Raw genomic sequence first — 22135 nt, 5'->3', positions numbered from 1 at the left:
AAAAACCGAACCCGGATACAGGGTTCGGTTTATTCGGAGGACAGGCATTTTTCCATCGCCATCACGTCGACAAAACGGCCATCTATCCTCCCTTGGTTCCGAAAGGTTCCCACTTCCCTGAATCCGTGCTTGCGGTACAACCCTTGACCAAGCCCGTTAAAGGGAAAGGTGTATAAAACGATTTTGTGGAAACCGTGGATTTGGGCTTCGATTTCCAATTGCCGTAACAGTCTGGACCCCACGCCCTTGCCTCTCCATGTTCGTTCGACATAAACGGACAGATCCGCCACTCCATCATAGGCGCAGCGGTGAGAATAGGGATTCAAGGAAGCCCATCCACGGATTTTTTCGCCATGGAGGGCGACCAGCACCACGTATCGGGAAGCACGCTGGTGCAACCAGCCCTTTACTTCCTCCAAGTTTTTCGGCTGTTCCTCCAAAGTGGCCACCCGATCTTCAATTCCTTGGTTGTAAATGGTTTGGATCTGTGGCCAATCCTCTTCCTGCGGCTTGCGAATCGTCCAGGAATCGTTCATGGGGTCACCGCCGATTCATCCAGATGAAACCGGGTAGACAGCTCATCGCAAAAGGCCTTTAACATGGCCTGGTTGACGGAGTAATAGTTCCACTTCCCCTGCTTCCGCTCGTGCAGCAGGCCCGCATTTTTCAATTCCTTCAGGTGATACGACACTTTCGACTGTTTCAAGTCTAAGGCTTCCTGGATATCACAGACACACATACCAATCGTACAGCATGACGTAAATTTGCCCGTGTTTCCCCGGGAGATGAGATCCAAAATCTGATACCGGATCGGATCGGACAACGCCCGGGCGATCAGAGACCATTGTTCATGAGTGCAAGCCACCGCGATCACTCCTATTTTTCTAACCATGGGCAAAACCCGGGCAATGCCCAGGTTTTTTTACGACTATCTACTTAGCTTTTATTGGGGGTGCAACAGGGACTCGCCTCTTCAACGGAATCCGGTGACTCTCCAAACGACTCCGCATCCTCTTTGACAAAGAATATCTCCCAGCGATGCCCATCGGGGCTGGTCACCCAGATTTTATCCTGGCGGGCGTAACAACAGGTGGTGTCCATTTCGTCAAAGGAGGCCAAGCCTGCGTTTTTCAGCCGCTCTTTGGCGGCTAACACCGCTTCCGTCGACTCCACTTGAATCCCCAGGTGGTTGATCCCACCGTCGGTTTTTCCCCCTTCATTCAACGTAAAGTTCAAAGCGGGTTCTTCCAGATCAAACTTGGCATAGCCGGGACGTACCTTGGCCGGTTCCTCCCCGAATAGATGGCGGTAAAACGCGACGGAGTCATCCAGGTTTTTCACATTAACGGCAACATGCGGCTTTAAAATCATGTTAGGGTTCCCCTTTCCAATAATCAAGTTTCACAGCAAACGGATGGTGTACCAGCCAGTTTCGCCATTTTCACCGAAATATAGGGAGCAATGTCTGGCCAGGATCCCTCCTTGACGAATTTCCTCCATGCACATCCGACGAATTCGAATAACCTGGCCGCTCACCCCTCAAATCAACTTTTGTTGATATAAGCATATATCAAATAAATTTGATTCGTCAATACACATATCAAAAAAAATTGTTTTGAGTGGGAGGGGTTTGGAGGAAAACGGAGAAGAGGCATGGAAGTAGGGAGAGGTAAAAAAGGCACCCGGTTAATCGGTAAGCCTTCAGCCCAAAGTATCGGTTTTTTCTTTTGAAGGAGAGAAAAGCAATCATACACAAAAAGAACCATTGGATGATCGATATCAAAGTGGTCGACGATCCCGATCTAAAATCGGAAGTAACTGAAATAATCTTGCCTACACTCCCCGAATGGTTCGGCATTGAAGAAGCGATTCAAAATTACATAAAGGCAGTTCGTGAGCAACGGTTTTACGCGCATGGGATCAAGACCGAATCGTCGGCTTTACTTCCCTCTCCTTTCACAATACATACACCGCAGAAATCTACGTGATGGCAATTCTTCGGGAGTATCAAGGTCGCAATCTGGGAAGCCAATTGATCCAACACGTGGAGGAGTTTTTAAAACAAGCCGGCTTCAGGTTCTTGAGGAAATGAAAGAGATCTGGGGAAAACAAACCCCTTGCTTGCTGATGATCAAGCCTCTATGAACGACTCATCTCAAAAAATCCGTCACTAGGGCGTGTCTGATAAATCCGTCGGGCGAGATCCCGGGTCGGTATAGCTGTCTTCGTTTCGTTGCAAAAAGCGCATAGCGAGACCAGGGAACAAAGTAACCATGGCGAGACTTGTGCTCTATGAGTGCAAAGGCTCTCCGCCAGCCATACCGACCCTCTCTCGTTCTTGCGGAAAATTGAATTACCAGATAGACCCTAAGCGATAACCTCGATCCCAACTGAACTTCGGAAGATGCAAAAAAAAAAATCCGTCTAGCTTTTGCCGGATTCTTTCATGACTCCAACCAACCGTAAAGCCTAAGACCCTGTAGGTTGTTCTAGAGATTGACAATTTCTATATCTCGTTCATATTTCATGCCATCTTTCAAGGCGGCTAACAGATTATCAAATAGATTTTCATTGTCTTCGTTTACGAAAGCCTCTGCAAGATTGGCAGCCTCTGTTCGTACCTCTTTCGGAAGAGGTTTATTCGGATTTTCAATATCGGAAACGGCCTGATTGGCTGCAAACCGCTTTAATTCCTCTCGAATTTCTTTCACTTCCTCTGTTGCGGCGTCCGCTTTTTGCCATTGAAGGCGGCCCATAAACAACTCATTCAGAACAAGCGAATATCTTTCTTTCTTAGGGTCCAGATGGTGCTGGATCGTCGAAAAAAAAGAGGTTAAGAATGGTACACTGCCAATGCCATAGGCGAAAATGTATGACTTAAAATGCAGGATGGTAATCACTACCCTTTCCGCTTAAAGATAATTTCAACATCGTCCCCTGCTTTCTCTTTTATTCTGTTATGGAGTTTAATTAATTCATCCTGGGAAACATCCTGACCCCTCACGTCAATAATGATTGTCTGCTTTGTTCCTTCCGGCAGGTTGCTTCGACGCTTCTCTACCTGCTTTGTAACATTTCTAACGAGATTACTACGCCCCCTGGAAGTGGTTACATTATAATTTTTCACTTCCACACTATGTCCGTCCGCATAATGATCCGGGCGAGTACTCCCTTTTTTTGAATGTGTCGCTTCTTCGCCATCTTTAAACGATTTCTGTGATGAATATCCTTCGCCCAGATCCTTACCGACGTCTTTTTCTGACTTTTGCCAGGTTGGGCGCTGTTGTTGTGGTTGTTGTTGATTAGCCGCCTTAATCCCGGCGATCGGTCCGGTAGGTGTGGTGGCATCCATCAAATGAGTACCAAAGCTACCCCCGACCAACATCCCACCGGCGGTCAACGCGGCGATTCCGGCATTTTTCCAGTCCAGCTTACGACCGTGGAGAAAGTCGTCCGCCAAGCTTTCACTTCCTCCGGCAGATATACCGCTTGCCAGCGCAGGGAAACGGGTACAGACAAAGTTGCTAGAAGCGGCACGCGACAAACCCGCCATGAGGCCCCTTCCTACGACGTTACCGACCCCTCCACCAACCGCACCGGTTAAGCCGCCAAACATGGCGGCCTGTGCGATTTCCTTAGAATCAGCCCCGCCATAAGCCGCAATTCCACCGCTTACTAAAGCACCGGCGAGGATGCTACCACCAAGGAGTTGTCCACCCGGAACAAACATCAGTCCCACCCCGGCGGCAACAACGGCACCAGCCGCTATGTACTCCTTGTTGTCTTTCACCCATTCCCATCCATCAGAGGCTTTCTGTTTGGTCCACTCCCAACCGGCTTCCACCTTATCCGCCAACCAATCCCGTCCATCGTTTACCGTTCCCTTGGCGGTTTCCCATCCGTCCTTGATGTCTCCTAATAAGGATTCAAAAAAACCCGGTTCATCGTTGGAAGCCGACCCATCCGACGGTGAATCGGATTGGGTATTATCCCATAAGGAGTCGGTAGAGGCCCAAGGATCATAAAGGCTTTCCGGGATCACGTCGGAAGACGTTTCATCCCGTTTTGGAGACGGTTGGGCAACTCTTTCCCCTTCGCAATTTTGGACAATGACACATTCGATTTTTTCCTGAAGAGCGCTTTGGACTTCGTTGCTTTCCATCACCAAGTTAAGAATCATAGCGAGTAATGCGGCCCCAGCCATTACAGCTACATATTCGATGGTTTGAGATCCTCGCTTATCCCGTAATATCTTAACCCATCGGAAAAACCATTTCCCCAATCCCCTCTCTCCTTGTATAAGATTTTTCATTTACCATCTTATACGGATTTTGTCAATTGGTAAATAGAACCTTCCCATAAAAAAACCGGACAGGATTTTTTTGAGATTATCCCCGTCCGGTGTGGTTCGTTTTATGTTTAGCCTGATCCTATTGCTCTCAACTAACTACCGAACATAAACGGTGTAGCGTAAATAAACAACAACAAGCAACTGAGTAAAAATAACCCCAGGGCAACAGAAACCGCGATCTTTACACCTTTGCTCATTTTGATTCTACCAGTAGACCTCCTTTGCTCATATGTTTCTGATGTTGAAAAAGGCTTTTCTAGATCTCTTGCAAACGAGGAAAAGGGGGAGACTAGGGTGAGAGACAAAAAGGCCACCAGAGCAAAGAAGAAAAGTTTCTTAAAATATATTACTCCCTTATTGGTATATTCTCGCATAGGAATTCTACCATCAATTATATCCATTGGGAATGCTTGTGATGTTTTAAAAGTCAGACATTATTCAACAATATTCGACACAAAAAATAGGCCTTTTTGCCCTCATTTCGGCCCATGTTTTAAAACCTGCATTTCCATTTTGCATGAAAATATATTTTTTAAACTTTTCTCTATTTTATTGGATGTGGACTATTCCAATTTTATTCAAGAGGAGGTAAAATAAAGATATCTCTGCACTCAAGGGGAAGGTGGTATGTTATGAGAACTGTCGAACTTCAAGAAATCGGCGAAATTATACGGAAAGTACGGAAACAAAGAGGGCTCCGGTTGGAAGATTTAGCAGATGACAACATCTCTCCGGCCACGATCAGTAACGTAGAGAGAGGCGTGCCCCATGTCAGTATGGACAAAGCCATGTATCTGTTGGACAAGCTCAAAATTGAAACCCGTCAGATCCCACATTTGCTAATGGAAGAAGAGAACGAACTGAAACGGATTCAGTTGAAGCTTGAAAGCATCGAGTCTCTATGGCGATTCAAGCAATATGACAAAGCCCTGCAAAAGATCAAAGATTTAAGCTTAGATGATGCCCACCCCTTTGCCGCCACTGCTGCATATCTTCAAGGAAAATGTCTCATCGATAAAGGTAAACCGAAACAGGCAGAACGAGCTTTATATAATGCCATCAAACTAGCCAATCAGCATGCTTACAACAGGGAAACCAATGTTGAAGCCGCCAGCTTCTGTGAACTGAGCATTTGCGCCTACAACGAAAATAATTTAGATACAGCTCTACAGTTCACGAATAGCGCTTTGGGAGCTTTCCATGATAATGGCGAACGCCAGCACCTTCGGTATGCTCTCCTTCGAAACAAGGCCGTTTTCCTGGATAAGTTAGGGAATGTTAATGCAGGAATGCGAGTTATAGAAGAGGTCTGGGATTCACTTGATAAAACGGAAAACGTAGATACCCGTATTACTTTCCACTGGTTAAGATCTGAATTTTTACGGAAAACCGGGGAGATCAATGAAGCGTTTAAATACGCCAAACAAGGGCTGGCTCTCGCCGTGGCAAACAATCATTCAAAATACATTTTTGATTTTTGGACTATTCTGGGATGTTTGCACACCGCCCAAAGTGAGTTGGACAAAGCAGAGTCTTGTTTTGACACCGCTTTAAGCGGCAAAGACACACTATCCGATCAACGAACATTATCTATCACGTTCGCAAAATTGGGTGTTCTATACATCCATCAACAAAAGTATCCTGAAGCAAAAGAGGCCATCACGCAAGCGGTTCAACATGCTAAGAAACAGAATGATCTCTCCCAACTCACTTATGCTTTGATGGTTATGGGTGATCTGTTGAAAAAAAATGAAGAAGTTAAAGAGGCTATTCAATATTATCAACGCGCTCTCGAACTGGCGCAAAAGCACGCTTTAAAGCGGCGGGAATACAAGCTCTTGCTTAAACTGGCCGAATGCTGGCATCCAATAGATGAGAAGGAATTTCAAAAATGCATGATGAATATATATCAGGTAAAAAAGGAACTCAAAGACAAGGAGGGTGATTTTTTTGACGAAATGGACTAAAATTGCGTTTGCTATGCTTGTGATCGCTGGCTTTTTCGCTTTTACCGAATCCACTGACATCGTCGCATCTTCGGAAATAACCCCGCTCAACGTCCCTGAAAGATCATAATAAGCGGATAAGAAAAGCCTCCTATATTTCGTATATGTGCCACTATTATATACATCCTCGGCAAAGCTGCTGACTCTTGTCAGTAGCTTTAAGCCTTTGTAGTAACAACCGATACGGAATCATAACATATGACAGGTGTTTGCTCATATATCCATCCTCCGAAAGCCATACACATCTTGTCGCAAAAAAGCGTATCCCTTACCCTAAAGATTTCTCCCGTTTATAAAAAGAAGTCATTAGAAGTGACTCACCCCTTCCGTTCAAACCGCGCCCCCGGCAATTGCCGAACCAATCCCTTTACCTGCAGGGTCAACAAGATTCCGTGGATCTCACCGAGAGGGCACCCCATCTTCTCAGCCAAATGTTCCAAATCAACCGGCTCGTCTTGGAACAGCGATAATAACCGGCTTTCCGTATCGCTTACGGACGGCGTTTCTTCCTTCGCCTTGGTCACGGGACACCAGCCGGACAAGTGGGAAAACTCTTCGGCGATATCCTCAGCGGAAAGTACGCATTTGGCTCCCTGCTGGATGAGACGGTTGGTGCCCCGGCTCTGTTCCGAGGTGATCGGCCCCGGAACGGCAAACACCTCCCTGCCTTGTTCCATTCCGAAGTCGGCTGTGATGAGGGAGCCGCTCCTTTCCGCCGCTTCCACCACCAGCACCCCCATACTGAGTCCGCTGATAATTCGATTCCGTTGCGGAAACAGGCCTGGATGGGGTTGGGTGCCCGGCGGCGCTTCGGAAAGAATGAGCCCTTCCGCCGCCAGGCGCTCATAGAGGGAGCGGTGGTGTTTCGGGTAGACCACATCCACCCCGCACCCCAGTACGGCTGCCGTTCGTCCGCCCGCTTCCAACGCGCCCCGGTGGGCTTCTCCATCCACCCCTGCCGCCATCCCGCTGACAACGGTCCATCCCTGGGCGACGGCCTCCGTTACCAACATCGAAGCTGCCCGTTTGCCGTAAGTGGTGGGCTTTCTCGTTCCCACCACGGCTAAGCAAGGATGTTGCAGAATCGACCCATCCCCCTTTCCATAGAGGATCCAGGGCGGCTGCGGCAGCTCCCGCAGCAATGCGGGGTATTCCTCGTCCCATAAAGTCAGCGCCCATATATTCCGCTGGCAGAGCTCATGAGCCACATGGCGGATAAAGGAAGGCGTCCACTTCTCCCGGATCCGCTCCGACAGCTGTACCGACAACCCCGCTTCCTCCTCGTGCTCTCCCGCAACCGGGGCATCCGGTTTCCACCCCGCCCGCAACATCCGATCCAAGGTATGCCATCCCACTCCTTGGATCTGGTGCACGGCGATCAATCCGTCCCGTCGATCCCACCCGGTTTTCCCCATCCCGTCATCCTCCCTCATGAACCCAAAAAGGAGGAACCTCCCGTAAGAGGTCCCTCCTTTTTGGATGTCAGTTCTTGGTGATGCAATCTGCCAAGAGGCCTTTCTCTTCCAGGACACGGTTGAGCGTTTCCCCGATGACCGCGGGAGTGGGAGCGACAGCGACTCCGCTTTCCTCCAGCTTGGCGATCTTTTCTGCGGCTGTTCCCTTGCCGCCGGAGATGATCGCCCCGGCATGACCCATCCGTTTTCCCGGAGGAGCCGTCTGACCTCCGATAAAACCGACAACCGGTTTAGTCATGTTGGCCCGGATCCAATCCGCCGCCTCTTCTTCGGCAGTGCCGCCGATTTCACCGATCATGATGACGGCCGCCGTGTCTGTATCTTTTTCAAATTCCTTCAGCACATCGATAAAGTCCGTTCCGTTTACCGGGTCTCCCCCGATTCCGACAGCGGTGGACTGGCCGATGCCCCGGGTCGTCAGCTGGTGGACCGCTTCATAGGTGAGGGTTCCGCTGCGGGAGACGATGCCCACCCGGCCCGGTGTGTGAATATATCCGGGCATGATCCCGATCTTGCACTCGCCGGGAGTGATGACGCCCGGGCAGTTGGGGCCGACCAGCCGCGTTTTCTTCCCTTCCATATACCGGCGTACCTTCACCATGTCCAATACCGGTATCCCTTCGGTAATGCAGACGACCAGATCCAGTTCCGCATCCACCGCCTCCATGATCGCATCGGCAGCGAAGGCCGGGGGAACGTAGATGGCGGAGGCGTTGGCGCCGGTGGCTTCCACCGCTTCCTTCACGGTGTTGAATACCGGAACCCCTTCCACTTCAGTGCCGCCCTTGCCGGGGGTCACCCCGCCGACGACCTTAGTGCCGTATTCAATCGCCTGCTTCGTATGGAACAGGCCGTTGGAGCCTGTAATCCCTTGGGTGATAACTTTCGTGTCTTGATTGACGAAGATGCTCAAGGTTGAACCCGCCTTTCCCGTTGAGTTGAAGTGGATCCCGTTATTGCACCAGCGATACGATTTTCCGCGCGGCATCTTCCATCGAATCCGCCGCGGTGATTTTCAGGCCGGACTCATTCAAAATCTTTTTCCCGAGTTCGACGTTGGTTCCTTCCAGCCGGACGACCAGCGGACGATCCAATCCCACTTGCTTGGCCGCCTCCACTACGCCTTCCGCAATCACATCACATTTCATGATGCCGCCGAAGATGTTGACCAGAATGCCTTTTACATTGGGGTCGTCCAGAATGATCTTAAAGGCTTCCGTCACTTTCTCCGTGGTGGCACCGCCCCCTACATCCAGGAAGTTGGCCGGTTCACCGCCGTAATGTTTAATAATGTCCATGGTCGCCATGGCAAGCCCCGCACCGTTGACCATGCAACCGATGTTGCCGTCCAGTGCAATGTAAGAAAGATCGTACTTGGACGCTTGAATCTCTTTGGGGTCTTCTTCATCCAGATCCCGCAGTTCCAAGATGTCCGCATGGCGGTACAAGGCGTTGGAATCAAAGTTCAGCTTGGCGTCCAATGCCATGACGCGGCCGTCTTCCGTCGTAATGAGCGGGTTGATCTCCGCCAGGGATGCATCCTTGTCCACAAAAGCCTGGTAGAGACCCAACATGAATTTAACCGCTTGGTTGGTCAGCTTTTTGGGAATGCCGATCGCGTAAGCCAGTTGACGGGCTTGGAAGGGAAGGAGACCGACTGCGGGATCCACCGTCACCTTAATGATTTTTTCGGGCGTGCGGGCGGCCACTTCTTCGATTTCGGTTCCGCCTTCTTCCGAAGCCATCATGGTAACGCGGTTATGGGATCGGTCAATCACCACTCCCACGTAGTATTCCTTCTGGATCGCACATCCTTCTTCAACCAGAAGGCGTTTTACTTCTTTTCCTTCCGGTCCGGTTTGGTGGGTCACCAGCGTTTTACCCAGCAATTCGGTCGCAATCGCTTTCACTTCGTCCAAACTGCGGGCCAGTTTCACTCCGCCGGCTTTTCCGCGTCCACCTGCGTGGATCTGGGCTTTCACCACCCACAGATCTCCACCGAGGTTTTGGGCCGCTTCCACCGCCTCATCGGGCGTGAAAGCCACTTGGCCGCGGGGAACCACCGCTCCGTACTGTTTTAAGACTTCTTTACCCTGGTACTCATGTACGTTCATGCCCCATCCCCCTGTCCATCGAATGATTCCGTGTTTATTGCGATACATGAAAAAGCCCGGCACAGCCGTGCCAAACGGGGTTTTCGTCACCCGTTCTCCACCAGGGAACGGGCCCGTCGATCGATACCGGAACAAGGGATTACAGCCCCTCCGTTCAACCGATAACCGTTTTCAAAAATCTCCACCGGACGAACCTTCTCGGCTCTCTGAAAGTATAGCGTAAGAAGTGGCTCTTTGCCAACATGGGACCCCTTGTCTTCCTCGCAGGCAGCGGTTTTCCGGATCCACTGGCGCACCGATTGTTCTGCTGCGGGCGACGACGGATATCGATTGCGCTTGCCGTTTTCGGCCCAAGTGGTCTCCACTAATTTTTCTTCCAAGAGTGACAAGATATCATGAGAAGGAGGCGACCGGGGAACCAAATGCTCTTCCGCTTGGCGATAGCCGCTGTTTTCCGCCGCAAACAGATACGTCTCCGCCCCGTAGACAAGCAGAAAACGACGCTCATCCACCAACCGGACAGAAGCAGGCCGGTCCAGCCCGCGCACCACCCATTCATAAGACGGAAATAAAGACAAACCTTCCACCTTGGCTGGATTGAACGACTGATATTGAGCATCTGATATCTTGCGAAGCCATTCATCGGCTTCCCGATCAAACCAATCCGTCTGCTGACGGGTGTCCCGGGCAACCAGGCGGAAAGACGATCCCCGGCTGATTTCATCCAGCCGTTCTGCGGCCAACACTTGCATCGATGCCTGATAAAGCGCACCTGCCGTATTCCCATGGTATCGTTTCCCCCGCCAATACGCCCCGTCTTTTCCCAACCGGAAAAGAACCGGCTCCTCCCCACGAATCCGAAGCACCCATGTCAAGGGATACTCGCGGTTGACATCGTGACTCGATTGGAACGAGGATTCCCACGGACCGGCCAGAAGCTCATTCCAGCTACTTATGTAGGTGTTCCGGGTCATATCCACCCGCTTTCCTTCCGGTGTGAGCAAACTGGCTTGCTGGACGGTTTTCTCTTCATCATCCACCATCAGCCGGATCGGATGCTGATCAGACGATCCGCCCCTTTCCGAAGAAATGGATTCCGCCTGGGTCAACGGACCCAGATCCAGGGAGCAACCCGTCACCAGCAGTGGAATCAGACATCCCGCCAGCCATCGCCGCCCCACGAAAGGGAGGGCTGATCCCTCAGCCCTCCGCCCTGTTCCATTCTTCATTTGAGGAAAAAGGCCAATACGCCGCCCACCAGCGCGATGCCCATGAAAAAGGCGGTAAAGACCGCTGTTCCCACGACCATATCCAGAAAGTCGTTTTCCCGGTTTTCGTGGTTGTTGGAATTCACTTCGGAGCTCATGATCCACCCTCCTGCATTGATCAGCCTTCCCGGGGGAAGGCCTGGCTTCGGCGGGAACACACCGTTCCCGTGACACGTCTTCCCCGTTTAGTATAGCATGCTTTTCTGCAAGGGAAAACAACCGGGGTTTTTGAAAGCGTTACAGTTTGGCGACAACCGTTCACCCGATGGGCGGGATTCCTGGATCAGTGGAGGCGTTCCCTTTCTCCGGCTGCATCCCCCATTGGAAAAAATGGTGCCGCAGTTCGGCAGCCAGTACCCGTTCCCGTTTAAACCGGCGATAGGATCGGCGACTGAAGCAATAAGCCGAGATTTCTTCCCGCTGTAGGGCATAAAGCCGAACACAGCGCTCTGAAATACGCCCCTTTTGGTCCAGGTAGATGAGTTGTACCGGAACCCCTTGCCGGTAAGCTTGTCGAAGGGTTTCATCGATCATGCCGCTTCACATCCGGAACATTTGTTCTTGTTCTTATTATATGCTTTCCCCTCCCATTGATTCAAATTCCAAAACATGGGTCTTAACCGGATTAAAGCAGTGGTGATCCGTCAAAACTGTGGAAAAAACGTCAAGGAGGGACCGTATGATTACCTCCCGCCAGTGGCTGCAACTCAGCCTCGCGTTTGCGTTTGTGTTAATCGGAACGACGGCCCTGCTCCCCATTCCGTGGTTTGACGGTAAAACCATGATGGAAGAAGTGGAGGAGGTCGCGTCACCGCCCCATGAGGAACAAACCTACCACCTGGTGACCACCGAATTTGAAACCCGTATCGGTGGAAAAGTGATCGAAGTATACCGGTGGGATCCGGGTACCCTCGTTCTGCACAAAGGCGATCGGGTCCGTCTGGTCCTGCACGGGATTCACGGCAAGGAACACCATTTCACGTTGGAAGGCTATAATCAATCCGGAACCGTTAAAAAAGGACAGACTACCACCATCCGCTTTGAAGCGAACCAAACGGGAACGTTCCGGTTGATCTGCCACAACCACCATCAGTCCGAAGACAAAGGACCCATGGTGGCTTACATCACGGTGCTGGATCAGGAATCACCATGAATGAAACAAGAATGGACCACCGACGGAATCGGTAACATCCCGCGGCGGTCCTTCATTGCCTTATCCCTGAAGCGTTCTTCTCCTCCAATCCGCTACAGCACTCCTGCTTCCTATACAACAGGCCATCTCATAACCGGGGATCCAATCGAGGGAAACCACCTCCCACTCCACTCCTTTTTCATCCACATGCCCGTATCGATCCGGCTGCCATCCCACCGAAAAGCCGGGCAGAGACCGGGACAACCCTTCCCCCGCCGCTTTCACCACTGCCTCTTTCCGGGTCCACAACCGAAAAAAAGCGACCAATCGCCCTTCTGCCGGCAGCTTTTTCCATTCCGTTTTTTCCGAAGGACTCATCACCAGGTCAATCAGCTTGTCCGCTTCCAGGTCAGGACAAACCCGTTCCACATCCACTCCCACCGGAGAGGAGGGGGATACGGCGATCACCACCCAGTCATGGGAATGAGACAGGTTAAATGGACAATCATACCCCCTTAATACCGGCTTGCCGTGGAGACCGTATTGAAAACACAGCTTTTCCGCCTCTTCACCCGTTACGGCAGATAAAAGATGTCGCAACAATCCCCGGCTTACGATCCATCGTTTTCGATCCTGCCATCGAACCAGGCGCTGAGCGCGCTCTTTTTCCTCCGCCGCCAGGCACGCTTCCATCTTTTTCACCAGAGAAGCGGAATGATCCAGTGGAGCCCACCAGAGGTGAACATCCCCCACACGATGGTCTTCCAATCCGGGAAACCATGATAATGAAGACATCTTTTTACCCCGGATCGCGGACGAGGACGTTTTCGTTATGTAGTTCTTCCCATATAAACCGAATCAGCAATTCCCGCTGGTCATGAAGATAAAAGTGATCCCCCGGAAACAACCGCAGGGAAAAATGAGCATCCGTATGGCCGGACCATGCCTCTAGGTCTTCCAGGGAGACCTCCTGATCTTCCCGCCCGCCCATGGCGGAAATCGGCGTCGTCAGAGGACGGCCTGCTCGGTGTTGATAGGTTTCAGAGACGGCAAAATCGGCTCGCAAGATCGGCATGAAAAACTCTATCAGCTCCCGATTTTCCAAAATCGGGGCGGGTGTTCCGTTTAACTGGCGCAGCCTGGCGACAAAGCGCTCCTCGGGAAGAGCATGAACCGGTTCGGATGATTGAGGCAGATGCGGAGCCGAACGGGCAGAAACAAACAAACGAACAGGCGGCCTCCCCTGCTGCTCCAACAGCCGGGTCCATTCGTAAGCCAATACCGCACCCAGACTGTGACCGAAGAAAGCGTAGGGAACGTCATCGCCGGGATCCAATTCCCGGTTTAACTGTTCCACGATCGCAGAAACACTTTGTAATGGAAGTTCCCCGATCCGTGTTTCCCGACCGGGCAGTTGAATCGGACAAACCTCCACCGCTGCCGGAACATGAGAAAACCACTCCCGAAACACCGATGCACCGCCGCCGGCATAGGGAAAACAATACAAGCGAAGGAGCGGCGGTACCATCGGTGTCTGCCGATATGCCACCCACGGTGCGCCCATTCCATGATTTAATCCAACCGTCATATCGATCCCTCCCTCCTTCTTTCCCGAAACATCACTTCTATGATATACTTACTTAAAATTACCAACAAGCCGATAAAGAAAAAGCCGACTCCTCTGTTCTATTAAAAAAGGGGAGGCTGTCGGCTCATGATCGTAAAAACCGCTGCCAAACTTTCAAGGAGGGCGGGTTTCTTGCATGTCCAATTTCGTACACCCCATCAATATGTGTTTATTCACGAGAATGTGAAGCACTTGTTGCTGGTGTGGCCCAAGGAAGCCAAAAAACAGCTTTTTGTCGCGGAAGAACGCAATCATACCCTGGATCTCCTCTACCCCGGTGAAACGTATGAGGAAATGGTACTGGACCAAGTGGAACCGGTCTTTTTTCGCCAACTGGAAACGGATGACGGGCTGTTCCCCGTCGTGCTGGGTGCCACGTTTCATCACCGCGGAGCCCTGATGGGCATGTACTACAACCGTGACCATCGCGGTGATTCCCCCTACTTTTTCGCTCTGGAAGACGGAGAGTTGGCCGACATCCCCGATGAGGAGTACGAAGCGGTGGCCCTCGCCTTTTTAGAAGAGTTTCCTGAATACATCCAAGGAGAACATCGCTCTCATGATTGACAAGCCTACGCTTTTCGCAGCGGCGGAACGTTTCGGCCTCGACCCCGAATCGCTCAAACCCCTGGGCGGTTTTCACCAAAACGTTTTTCTCGCCTCCAGGCCTGAACCGGCCCGGGTCCTCAAGTTTTCACCGGCAGAACTGCCCTCCTCCCAAAAGCGGGAACTCTCCTGGATCCAACACCTTCGCGCCCGCGGCCTCTCGGTGGCTCGCCCCGTCCGCTCCCTCAACGGGGAGTGGATCGAAACCATCGACGCCGGCGAAACCTCTTTCACTGTGGTGTCCATGGAGAAAGTAGCCGGCTCGCCTCCGGACATTCGACAAGAGTGGGAATGCGGTAGCGACCTGTTTACACAGTGGGGAGCGTTTTTGGGAGCGATTCACCGGGAAACCCGTCGATTCCGGCCCCCAACCGGATTATCGGACTTCCCTCACTTTGATGAACAGAGAGGGTGGTCCACCCTGACACCCGATCGCGAGGACCCCTTATACTTCCGGTGGAAGGAAGCTTTGAAAACCTTGCAGGCGTGGCCCAGAAGTGCAAGCGAATACGGCTTGGTCCACGGTGATTTCCATTCCCGTAATTTTCACTGGCACGATGGAAAGATCACCGCTTTTGATTTTGGAGACGGAGAACGACACTGGTATCTCTACGACCTGGCTGTCACTGTCTACCATGCCCTGGATGTCTTTCCCCGGGAGGATCGGGATCGGCGAAACGCCTTGGCCCGGGATCTGTGGGAGGGATTGCGCACCGGTTACACCACGGAACATCCCGGTCCCGTCCTGTCGGAAGAGCGGCTGTGCATTCTCTTAGACTACCGCAGGATTTTTTCCCATCTGTACCTGCGAATCCACCTGGATCGTCAGCGTCTGACTCCCAAACAGATTCGTTTCCTGGATCAACAAAGGCAGGAGATCCTGGCGGGAACTCCCGTGTGGGAACCACACTCACCAATAGAAAAGAAGTGATGTCGTCTCGTTCACGAAGTGGGCCATCATGTGGATTTCCTCACCCGCCGCGGACATCGATCATACGAGGCCCGTGAAGGCTTTGCCGAGTGGTTTGCCACCGAGTTCGGCCTTCGCCGGGGGGCACAGTCTGCCAACAACGAATCCACCCCGTTAACCGAGTGGATTCAACAAGGGAACGTACGATCAACAAAAGCCACCCCATCTCCCGAAGGCTAATACGGGGGATGGGGTGGCTGTTTTTTTATTCCTGTGTCGGCGGGCGTCTCGTCAGAGCCACTCTCCCTTTGCTACGTAAAAAACCTTGCCGCCCACACGGATCTGAAACGTTTTGTCTTGTTTTATCGCATCGATGGTAATTAAGGAAGGCCGTTTCATTTTGTATCCTTGTTCCACCCGCAGGCGGATGGACGAGCCCCCGAAGGTACGATGCTCCAGCAGATAGCCCGCCAGATTCCCATTGGCGCTACCCGTCGCCGGATCTTCCGCAAAACCGGCATCGCTTACAAACACCCGGACATGAAGGTCGTTTTCCTCATGGACGGTTTCAGGGGTAAATACGAGCAGGTTGGCTTTCGTCACTTCGTTCAAGAAGGTTTGGTACTTTCGATGATCTACTACACACCGTCTCACCGCATCCAGCGAACGCAGCGGGACCATGACACTGGGCAAGCCGGTGGATACCGCTTGTACGGGGAATGACGGATCCAGGTCTTCCTCAGCCAGGTGCAGGATTTCCAGCATCGGTTCCGGAGGAAGAACCGGACCAAACACAGGCTGGTTCTGCTTCATAGTTAATTCTTGGCCATCTTCGCCTGTAAAGTTCACCGGGATGGGCCCCACCTTCAGGTTTAAAAGGACGCGGTCGCCGGCGCTTTGTTCCAAGATGCGCCGGATGATATACGCCGTTCCCAATGTGGGATGACCGGCAAACGGAACCTCCTCATCGGGAGTAAAGATTCGAACGTGATAGCCGCCGTTGGCTTGTCGGTCCGATAAGATGAATGCCGTTTCCGATAAGCGGACCTCCCTTGCGATACACTGCATTTCCTCCGTGGAAATCTCCCTTTCGGGAATAAAAACAGCCAGTTGGTTCCCCTGATACTTCTCTTCGGCAAACACATCCACCCAATAGAAGCGCACAGCCCCTCTCCCCTTTCGGTTTCCATTTCAGACGGTGAGCGCATCTGATAAAATCCGGGGAAAGACCAGACAGGCTCTAGTCCCTCGAATTGCACAGCCCTACAACGGCCGCAAGGCGGCCCTCACCGGGCTGCCATCGGCTTGTTTCAGTGGAAGGGGGAAGGCAACCAGCTCATAGGTGCCCGCTTGGACCTCGTCCAAAACCACCCCTTCCAAGATATGCACCCCATGGCGGGCCAGCGCGTGGTGGGCAGGCAAATCCTTGCTGTCCAGAGGATCCACCGAAGGCAGATCCAAGCCCAACAGCCGGATTCCCCGTTGTTTCAACCAGGGTGCCAAGGCGGGATCCACAGGGGGGATCGCTTTCGGAAAACGGGAGCGATCCTTCCATGCGCCGGTTCGGATCAGGATCCGTTCCACACCGGTGATTTCCTCGCCGGCCAGCGTTTCGGGGCCGATCCAACCGATTCCTTCCCGATCCAGCACCTTGGCAGGACCTGCGTATACAGCCAGGTCCAATTCCCCCACTCGTTTTCCTTCCTCATCAAAATGAAACGGCGCATCGATATGGGTACCGGTATGGGTGCTCATGGCCACCTGGCCCACATTGACGGAGCCGCTTTCTTCCTTGGTCCACGTCAACCGGTAAGAAAACGGGGTATCGCCGGGCCAGACGGGCACCCCCTCGTCAAGGAACTGGGAGATGTCGATCCAGCCGCTCACGCCACCACCCCCCGCTTTTTCTCAAACCGTTCGTAATCTTTCTCCTCCATGATCCGCTTCAGGCGCCGTACCGCTTCCCATACATCCAAATAGGAGTTATACAGCGCCACCGGTGCCAAACGGACAATGTCCGGCGAACGGAAATCGGGAATGACGCCGTGATCTTTCAAGGCATGAGCGATCCGTACCGCCTCTTGATGTGCCAATGCCACATGGCCGCCGCGGCGGGCGTCATCCCGCGGGTTGACGATGGCAAAGCCCAACCCGGCCAATTGCGTCTCTACCAGTTCCATCAGGAAACGGGTGAGTCGAAGCGACTTTTCGCGGATCCGTTCCATTCCCGCTTCATGAAACAGTTCCAGCGAGCCTTGCAAGGGAGCCAGACTCAACACGTGGGGCGTGCCGATCTGGAAAGCACCGGCATCGGCGGCAGGGGTGAAGCGGTGGGCCATGTCAAACTGAACCGCCTTATCCGACCCGAACCAGCCGGCCAGCCCCGGTATGCGTCCGTGGTGGCGCTGATGGACAAAAAGTCCGCCCACCCCTCCGGGTCCGCTGTTCAGATATTTGTAGTTGCACCAAAAGGCGAAATCCGCCCCCCACTCCGTCAGCCGGTGGGGCACCGCCCCGATGGAATGACACAAATCCCAGCCGATTCGAATTCCCCGTTCACGGGCGGCACGTGTCAACCGTTCCATATCCAACAGCTGACCGCTCCGATACAACACCGCCGACAACACCACCAGTGCTACCTCGTCGGTCATCGCCTCGATGATCGTCTCCTCATTCAAGGTATGACCGTCTTCGCTGGTCACTCGAATCAGATGCTCCGACGGATCCAATCCATGGAGGCGGATATGACTTTGCATCGCATAGATATCCGAGGGAAAATTGAGCGCGTCCGCCAGAATACGGGTACGCGATCCCTCCGGCCGGTAAAAAGTGGCCAAAAGCTGATGCAAGTTTACCGTAGTGGAACCCGTCGCCACCACTTCCTGCGCATCGGCTCCCACCAGGGGAGCCGTCATCGCACCTAAGCGCTCCGACAGCGTAAACCAGGGAGACTCGCCCCCCGTCCAACCGTCCACCCCATGCTTCCGCCAGCTTCCCAGGGTATGAAATACCTCTTTTTCCGCACGCTTGGACAACAGACCCAGGGAGTTGCCGTCCAGGTAGATCTGTCCTTCGGTAAGATAAAACTCCTCCCGAAAACGGCTGAGGGGATCCTCCCGGTCCCAGGCCTCCGCCTTTTTCTTCTGTTCATCCATTCCACTCATCCATCCAACCTCCCCTGTACCCTACAGACGTGTCCGCAGACTCCACAATTCCGGGAAAAAGCGGTGATCCAGCACCCGCTTTAAATAACCCACACCGCTGGAGCCGCCGGTGCCCGTCTTATGCCCGATAATCCGCTCCACCGTTTTCATGTGATTGTAACGCCACTGCTGCTGCCGGTCTTCGATATCCACTAGCTTCTCCGCCAACTCATACAGATCCCAATGGGTCTCCACATCCCGATATACCTGGAGCCACGCTTCCTCCACACTGGGATGGGCCTCATAATCCCGGCTCCAATCACGCTGAAGGCGGGATTCATCCACAGGCAATCCCCGCTGAGCCAATGCTTGGATGGAGACATCATATAAGCTGGGGGAATGAAGCACCGTCTCCAACCGCCGGTACAGCTCCGGCTGGTGGCGAAACACCTCCAACACGCGCGGGTTTTTGTGGCCCAGATGAAATTCGATCAGGCGATTTTGGTACGACTGAAAACCGGACGAATGACCCAACCGGTCCCGGAATTCCATATATTCGGATGGGGTTAGCGTAGACAACACTCCCCAGGACTGAATCAGCTGTTCCTGAATGCGGGACACCCGTGCCAGCATCTTAAACGCCGGCTCCAACTCCTGACTGCGGATGGATCGGACGGCTGCGTCTATTTCATGCAGAATCAGTTTCATCCACAATTCCGTCGCTTGATGGATGATAATAAACAGCATTTCATCGTGATGACCCGACAGCAGCCGCTGGCTGTCCAGGATTTTGTCCAATTGCAGGTAATCCCCATACGTCATATCTTTGGAGAAGTCCGTATGGATCCCGGACTCCCAATTGGGATCGTTGGTTTCTTTCTCTTCGTTCATGGCTCTCCCCTCCTGTCCATTTCTAGCATACAAGAAAGAACCCGGCTCTGGTATCTTCATTTTGCTGGCAGCGGAAGGATTCTGACAAAAGCGATGTCGAATATGGGAAGGCGACGATTCGGTTTTCCTGTCGAATCCATAGAGAGAAAAAGGAGGATTCTCCGTGACGAAAGCCCAGCCTGCATCCGCTGCAACGATGAAAAAACCCAGACGCCTAAAAAAAATCCTCACCTGGGGAGCCGCCGCGATGGTGATGATCCTGCTGGGGGGCTCCCTTTATGTTTATAACTGGTTGAAAGCACCCCTGCCCCGTACGCAGGGAACCATCAGTCTGCAGGGACTGGACGGAGAAGTGACCGTTCGGCGAGACCGGCATGGCGTCCCCCACATCAAAGCCGAATCCGAGCAGGATCTGTATGTGGCCCAGGGCTACATCACCGCCCAAGACCGGCTGTTTCAGATGGAGTTGAGCCGCCGTGTCGCATCGGGCCGCCTCAGCGAAATGGCGGGACCCGCCACGTTAGACCGGGACCGTTTTTTCCGTACACTGGGACTGCGTCGGGCGGCGAAAGACTCCTGGCAATCCTATTCCCTGGAAGCACGAGGGGTGATGGAAGCCTATACGCGAGGCGTAAACGCCTATATCCGAAGCGCCCGCCAAGCCGGTACCCTCCCGGTGGAATTCACCTTGATGGGATTTGAACCGGAACGCTGGACACCCGTCGATTCCCTCACCATCGGCAAATATATGGCTTATGATCTGGGCGGACGCTGGAAGGGACAAGCGTTCCGTCATCAACTGCTCCAATCCTTCCCGGAAGAGCAAGCGCGCGAACTGTTTCCCGCCGATCCCGCCGACGGATCGGATAGGATCGAGTTCAACCGGAAACACTCCCTGGACCTGAAGGCCCTGTTGGCCGAGGCACCCGTGCCCCACTCCTTTAACGGCAGCAACAACTGGGTCCTGGCCGGCGATAAAACGGAAACCGGCTTTCCCCTGTTGGCCAACGATCCCCACCTCTCCATCGCCGCACCGGCGATCTGGTATCAAAGCGTCCTGCAAGCACCCGGACTGCGGGTAAGCGGGGTTACCTTTGCAGGGGTTCCCGGGATCGTCGTGGGTCATAACGAACAGATCGCCTGGGGCGTCACCAATGTAGGTCCCGATGTACAGGATCTTTACCTCGAAAAACGGAACCCGGACAATCCCGATCAATTCCGCTTTGAAGACCGCTGGGAAGAAGCCCATGTACGAAAAGAGACCATCCCTGTCAAAGACGGAAAACCCGTCACCCTCACCGTCCGAACCACCCGCCACGGCCCCATCGTATCGGAGTTCGCCCTGCCCGAAGACCAGCAAGACGGGGAGACCGCCCTGTCGATGCGCTGGACCGCACTGGAACCCAGCACGGAATTGGAAGCCATTCTCCGCTTCAACCGGGCGCAAAATTGGGAGGACTTTAAGGAAGCTCTTTCTTATTTTCACACACCGGCACAAAACTTCGTCTTCGCTTCCCGTGACGGCACCATCGCCTACCGGGCCAACGGTCGCATCCCCATCCGCAAAAAGGGGGACGCGCTCTTGCCCGCACCCGGTTGGAAACAAGCGTACGAATGGAACGAATACATCCCCTGGGAAGAGCTGCCCACCATCGTCAATCCGGAAGAAGGGGTGATCGCCACCGCCAACAATCGAGTGGTGGGGGATGATTATCCCTATCACCTGACCCACACCTGGGCCGATCCCTACCGAATCGAACGGATCAAGGCAGTCTTGTCGGAAGAACGGCCCTTTACGGCAGACATGGCCCGGCTTCAAACCGACACCAAAAACCTGCGCGCCGCCTGGATGGTACCCGCCATCGTAGATCAACTGCAAAAAGGGTATTGGAGCCCGGTGGAACAAGAAGCCCTCGATCAATTGGCAGAGTGGAATTTTCACGACGACGCGGAGCTGGCCGCCCCGCTGGTATACCATCTCATGGTCCACGAGATGAATCAGATCCTGTATGAACCCATCGATGAGACCGTGCTGGACTGGTTTGAACACATGGAACAAACCACCGATCGGTTATTACGGGACGCTTTAGCGGGAGAGCCTGGGGTTTGGGTGGAGCAGGCAGGAGGGGTGGATACGTGGTTGGAACGTGCTTTCCGCCGAGCGGTGAAGCGCGCCGTCGACCGACAGGGGGATCAACCCTCCCGATGGCAGTGGGGAGCATTCCACCAGGTTCACTTCTCCCATCCCTTAAGTAATATCAAACCGCTGGACCGTCTGTTCAACCGGGAACCCCTCCCTGTCGGCGGCAGTAAAATGACCGTCCTGGCGGCAGACTGGGACAAAGAATCCGGCCAGGTGGATCACGGGGCTTCCTGGCGCACCGTCGTCGACCTGTCCGACCTCTCCCAAGCTCGCCACATCGTCGCTCCCGGCCAATCCGGACAAGTGATGAGCCGTTGGTACAGCGACCAGGCGCGAGCTTGGGCGGCAGGGGAAATGCACCTTACCCGTTTGAACATAAAAGACGATGAACCGGTGAAGACGTTGACATTGGTTCCTTCTCACCCGTGAGCATAAAGAAGCGACCGTGTAAATCGGTCGCTTCTTCTTC

At 53.2% G+C, this 22135-nt stretch carries 23 protein-coding genes and 1 pseudogene; 7 read left to right on the top strand and 17 right to left on the bottom strand.

What is annotated here, in order from left to right; genetic code table 11:
* Positions 1-29: 29 nt before the first annotated feature.
* The 3 genes from JOE21_RS00835 to JOE21_RS00825 all read right to left on the bottom strand — a co-directional run bounded on the left by JOE21_RS00835 (position 30) and on the right by JOE21_RS00825 (position 1371).
* Positions 30-536 (bottom strand): arsinothricin resistance N-acetyltransferase ArsN1 family A, encoded by a 507-nt coding sequence (locus JOE21_RS00835; RefSeq protein WP_309861129.1) that lies wholly within the window; start codon positions 534-536, stop codon positions 30-32.
* On the bottom strand, positions 533-865 hold the full coding sequence (locus JOE21_RS00830; protein ID WP_309861127.1) for an ArsR/SmtB family transcription factor: 333 nt from the start codon (positions 863-865) through the stop codon (positions 533-535). Before JOE21_RS00830 ends, JOE21_RS00835 begins: the two co-directional genes overlap by 4 nt.
* Before the next feature lie 71 nt (positions 866-936).
* A complete protein-coding gene (locus JOE21_RS00825; RefSeq protein WP_309861124.1) occupies positions 937-1371 on the bottom strand; it encodes an ArsI/CadI family heavy metal resistance metalloenzyme in 435 nt (144 codons plus the stop codon).
* A gap of 544 nt (positions 1372-1915) precedes the next feature.
* On the opposite strand from JOE21_RS00825, the pseudogene JOE21_RS17735 reads away from it, so the two are divergent.
* Positions 1916-2092, top strand: a pseudogene (locus JOE21_RS17735) (GNAT family N-acetyltransferase); the annotation flags it as partial.
* Between the two features lie 397 nt (positions 2093-2489).
* Here the strand turns inward: JOE21_RS17735 and JOE21_RS00820 are convergent.
* Both JOE21_RS00820 and JOE21_RS00815 read right to left on the bottom strand, forming a co-directional pair.
* Positions 2490-2900, bottom strand: coding sequence for an Imm70 family immunity protein (locus JOE21_RS00820; protein ID WP_309861121.1), 411 nt, complete (start codon positions 2898-2900; stop codon positions 2490-2492).
* Positions 2900-4282: a DUF4244 domain-containing protein gene (locus JOE21_RS00815; RefSeq protein ID WP_309861118.1), complete on the bottom strand. Its 1383-nt coding sequence runs from the start codon at positions 4280-4282 to the stop codon at positions 2900-2902. Before JOE21_RS00815 ends, JOE21_RS00820 begins: the two co-directional genes overlap by 1 nt.
* A gap of 701 nt (positions 4283-4983) precedes the next feature.
* Here JOE21_RS00815 and JOE21_RS00810 point away from each other — a divergent pair.
* Positions 4984-6318, top strand: a complete 1335-nt coding sequence (locus JOE21_RS00810; RefSeq protein ID WP_309861114.1) for a helix-turn-helix domain-containing protein — start codon at positions 4984-4986, stop codon at positions 6316-6318.
* A gap of 356 nt (positions 6319-6674) precedes the next feature.
* Here the strand turns inward: JOE21_RS00810 and dprA are convergent, their stop codons facing one another.
* The 6 genes from dprA to JOE21_RS00780 form a co-directional block, all read right to left on the bottom strand.
* On the bottom strand, positions 6675-7772 hold the full coding sequence (gene dprA, locus JOE21_RS00805) for a DNA-processing protein DprA (protein WP_309861111.1): 1098 nt from the start codon (positions 7770-7772) through the stop codon (positions 6675-6677).
* A 67-nt stretch (positions 7773-7839) separates the two neighbouring features.
* On the bottom strand, positions 7840-8745 hold the full coding sequence (sucD, locus tag JOE21_RS00800; RefSeq protein WP_309861109.1) for a succinate--CoA ligase subunit alpha: 906 nt from the start codon (positions 8743-8745) through the stop codon (positions 7840-7842).
* Between the two features lie 40 nt (positions 8746-8785).
* Positions 8786-9946: an ADP-forming succinate--CoA ligase subunit beta gene (sucC, locus tag JOE21_RS00795; RefSeq protein WP_309861106.1), complete on the bottom strand. Its 1161-nt coding sequence runs from the start codon at positions 9944-9946 to the stop codon at positions 8786-8788.
* 86 nt (positions 9947-10032) lie between these two features.
* Positions 10033-11127: a hypothetical protein gene (locus JOE21_RS00790; RefSeq protein WP_309861103.1), complete on the bottom strand. Its 1095-nt coding sequence runs from the start codon at positions 11125-11127 to the stop codon at positions 10033-10035.
* A gap of 44 nt (positions 11128-11171) precedes the next feature.
* Complete coding sequence (locus JOE21_RS00785) at positions 11172-11312, bottom strand: hypothetical protein (RefSeq protein ID WP_309861100.1); 141 nt, start codon at positions 11310-11312, stop codon at positions 11172-11174.
* Positions 11313-11472: 160 nt separating this feature from the next.
* Positions 11473-11748 (bottom strand): hypothetical protein, encoded by a 276-nt coding sequence (locus tag JOE21_RS00780; RefSeq protein ID WP_309861096.1) that lies wholly within the window; start codon positions 11746-11748, stop codon positions 11473-11475.
* Between the two features lie 145 nt (positions 11749-11893).
* On the opposite strand from JOE21_RS00780, the gene JOE21_RS00775 reads away from it, so the two are divergent.
* The gene (locus JOE21_RS00775; protein WP_309861095.1) at positions 11894-12367 is read left to right on the top strand and encodes a cupredoxin domain-containing protein; all 474 of its coding nucleotides are present in this window, start codon (positions 11894-11896) and stop codon (positions 12365-12367) included.
* 60 nt (positions 12368-12427) lie between these two features.
* On the opposite strand, the gene JOE21_RS00770 is transcribed toward JOE21_RS00775, so the two are convergent.
* Both JOE21_RS00770 and JOE21_RS00765 read right to left on the bottom strand, forming a co-directional pair.
* Positions 12428-13141 carry a 4'-phosphopantetheinyl transferase family protein gene (locus tag JOE21_RS00770; protein ID WP_309861092.1) on the bottom strand — a complete coding sequence of 238 codons (714 nt, stop codon included), beginning with the start codon at positions 13139-13141 and terminating at the stop codon, positions 12428-12430.
* Positions 13142-13145: 4 nt separating this feature from the next.
* Positions 13146-13934 carry a thioesterase II family protein gene (locus tag JOE21_RS00765; protein WP_309861090.1) on the bottom strand — a complete coding sequence of 263 codons (789 nt, stop codon included), beginning with the start codon at positions 13932-13934 and terminating at the stop codon, positions 13146-13148.
* Between the two features lie 171 nt (positions 13935-14105).
* Between JOE21_RS00765 and JOE21_RS00760 the strand changes: the two genes are divergently transcribed.
* The 3 genes from JOE21_RS00760 to JOE21_RS00750 are packed head-to-tail and all read left to right on the top strand — an operon-like array spanning position 14106 to position 15729.
* Positions 14106-14540, top strand: coding sequence for a hypothetical protein (locus JOE21_RS00760; protein ID WP_309861088.1), 435 nt, complete (start codon positions 14106-14108; stop codon positions 14538-14540).
* Positions 14533-15510 carry a phosphotransferase enzyme family protein gene (locus JOE21_RS00755; protein WP_309861085.1) on the top strand — a complete coding sequence of 326 codons (978 nt, stop codon included), beginning with the start codon at positions 14533-14535 and terminating at the stop codon, positions 15508-15510. The genes JOE21_RS00760 and JOE21_RS00755 overlap by 8 nt, the downstream gene beginning before the upstream one ends.
* 30 nt (positions 15511-15540) lie before the next feature.
* Positions 15541-15729 carry a hypothetical protein gene (locus tag JOE21_RS00750; protein WP_309861083.1) on the top strand — a complete coding sequence of 63 codons (189 nt, stop codon included), beginning with the start codon at positions 15541-15543 and terminating at the stop codon, positions 15727-15729.
* Positions 15730-15780: 51 nt separating this feature from the next.
* Here JOE21_RS00750 and JOE21_RS00745 read toward each other — a convergent pair whose 3' ends face one another.
* The 4 genes from JOE21_RS00745 to kynA all read right to left on the bottom strand — a co-directional run bounded on the left by JOE21_RS00745 (position 15781) and on the right by kynA (position 19523).
* On the bottom strand, positions 15781-16653 hold the full coding sequence (locus JOE21_RS00745; RefSeq protein WP_309861079.1) for a PhzF family protein: 873 nt from the start codon (positions 16651-16653) through the stop codon (positions 15781-15783).
* 99 nt (positions 16654-16752) lie between these two features.
* On the bottom strand, positions 16753-17376 hold the full coding sequence (gene kynB / locus JOE21_RS00740) for an arylformamidase (protein WP_309861077.1): 624 nt from the start codon (positions 17374-17376) through the stop codon (positions 16753-16755).
* On the bottom strand, positions 17373-18653 hold the full coding sequence (gene kynU, locus JOE21_RS00735) for a kynureninase (protein WP_374709288.1): 1281 nt from the start codon (positions 18651-18653) through the stop codon (positions 17373-17375). Before kynU ends, kynB begins: the two co-directional genes overlap by 4 nt.
* Positions 18654-18674: 21 nt before the next feature.
* A complete protein-coding gene (kynA, locus tag JOE21_RS00730; RefSeq protein ID WP_309861075.1) occupies positions 18675-19523 on the bottom strand; it encodes a tryptophan 2,3-dioxygenase in 849 nt (282 codons plus the stop codon).
* 163 nt (positions 19524-19686) lie between these two features.
* On the opposite strand from kynA, the gene JOE21_RS00725 reads away from it, so the two are divergent.
* On the top strand, positions 19687-22095 hold the full coding sequence (locus tag JOE21_RS00725; RefSeq protein WP_309861072.1) for a penicillin acylase family protein: 2409 nt from the start codon (positions 19687-19689) through the stop codon (positions 22093-22095).
* The last annotated feature ends 40 nt before the right edge of the window (positions 22096-22135 follow it).

Source organism: Desmospora profundinema (genome assembly GCF_031454155.1).
Classification (GTDB): Bacteria; Bacillota; Bacilli; order Thermoactinomycetales; family DSM-45169; genus Desmospora; species Desmospora profundinema.
This window is presented reverse-complemented; position numbering and strand designations above follow the sequence as displayed.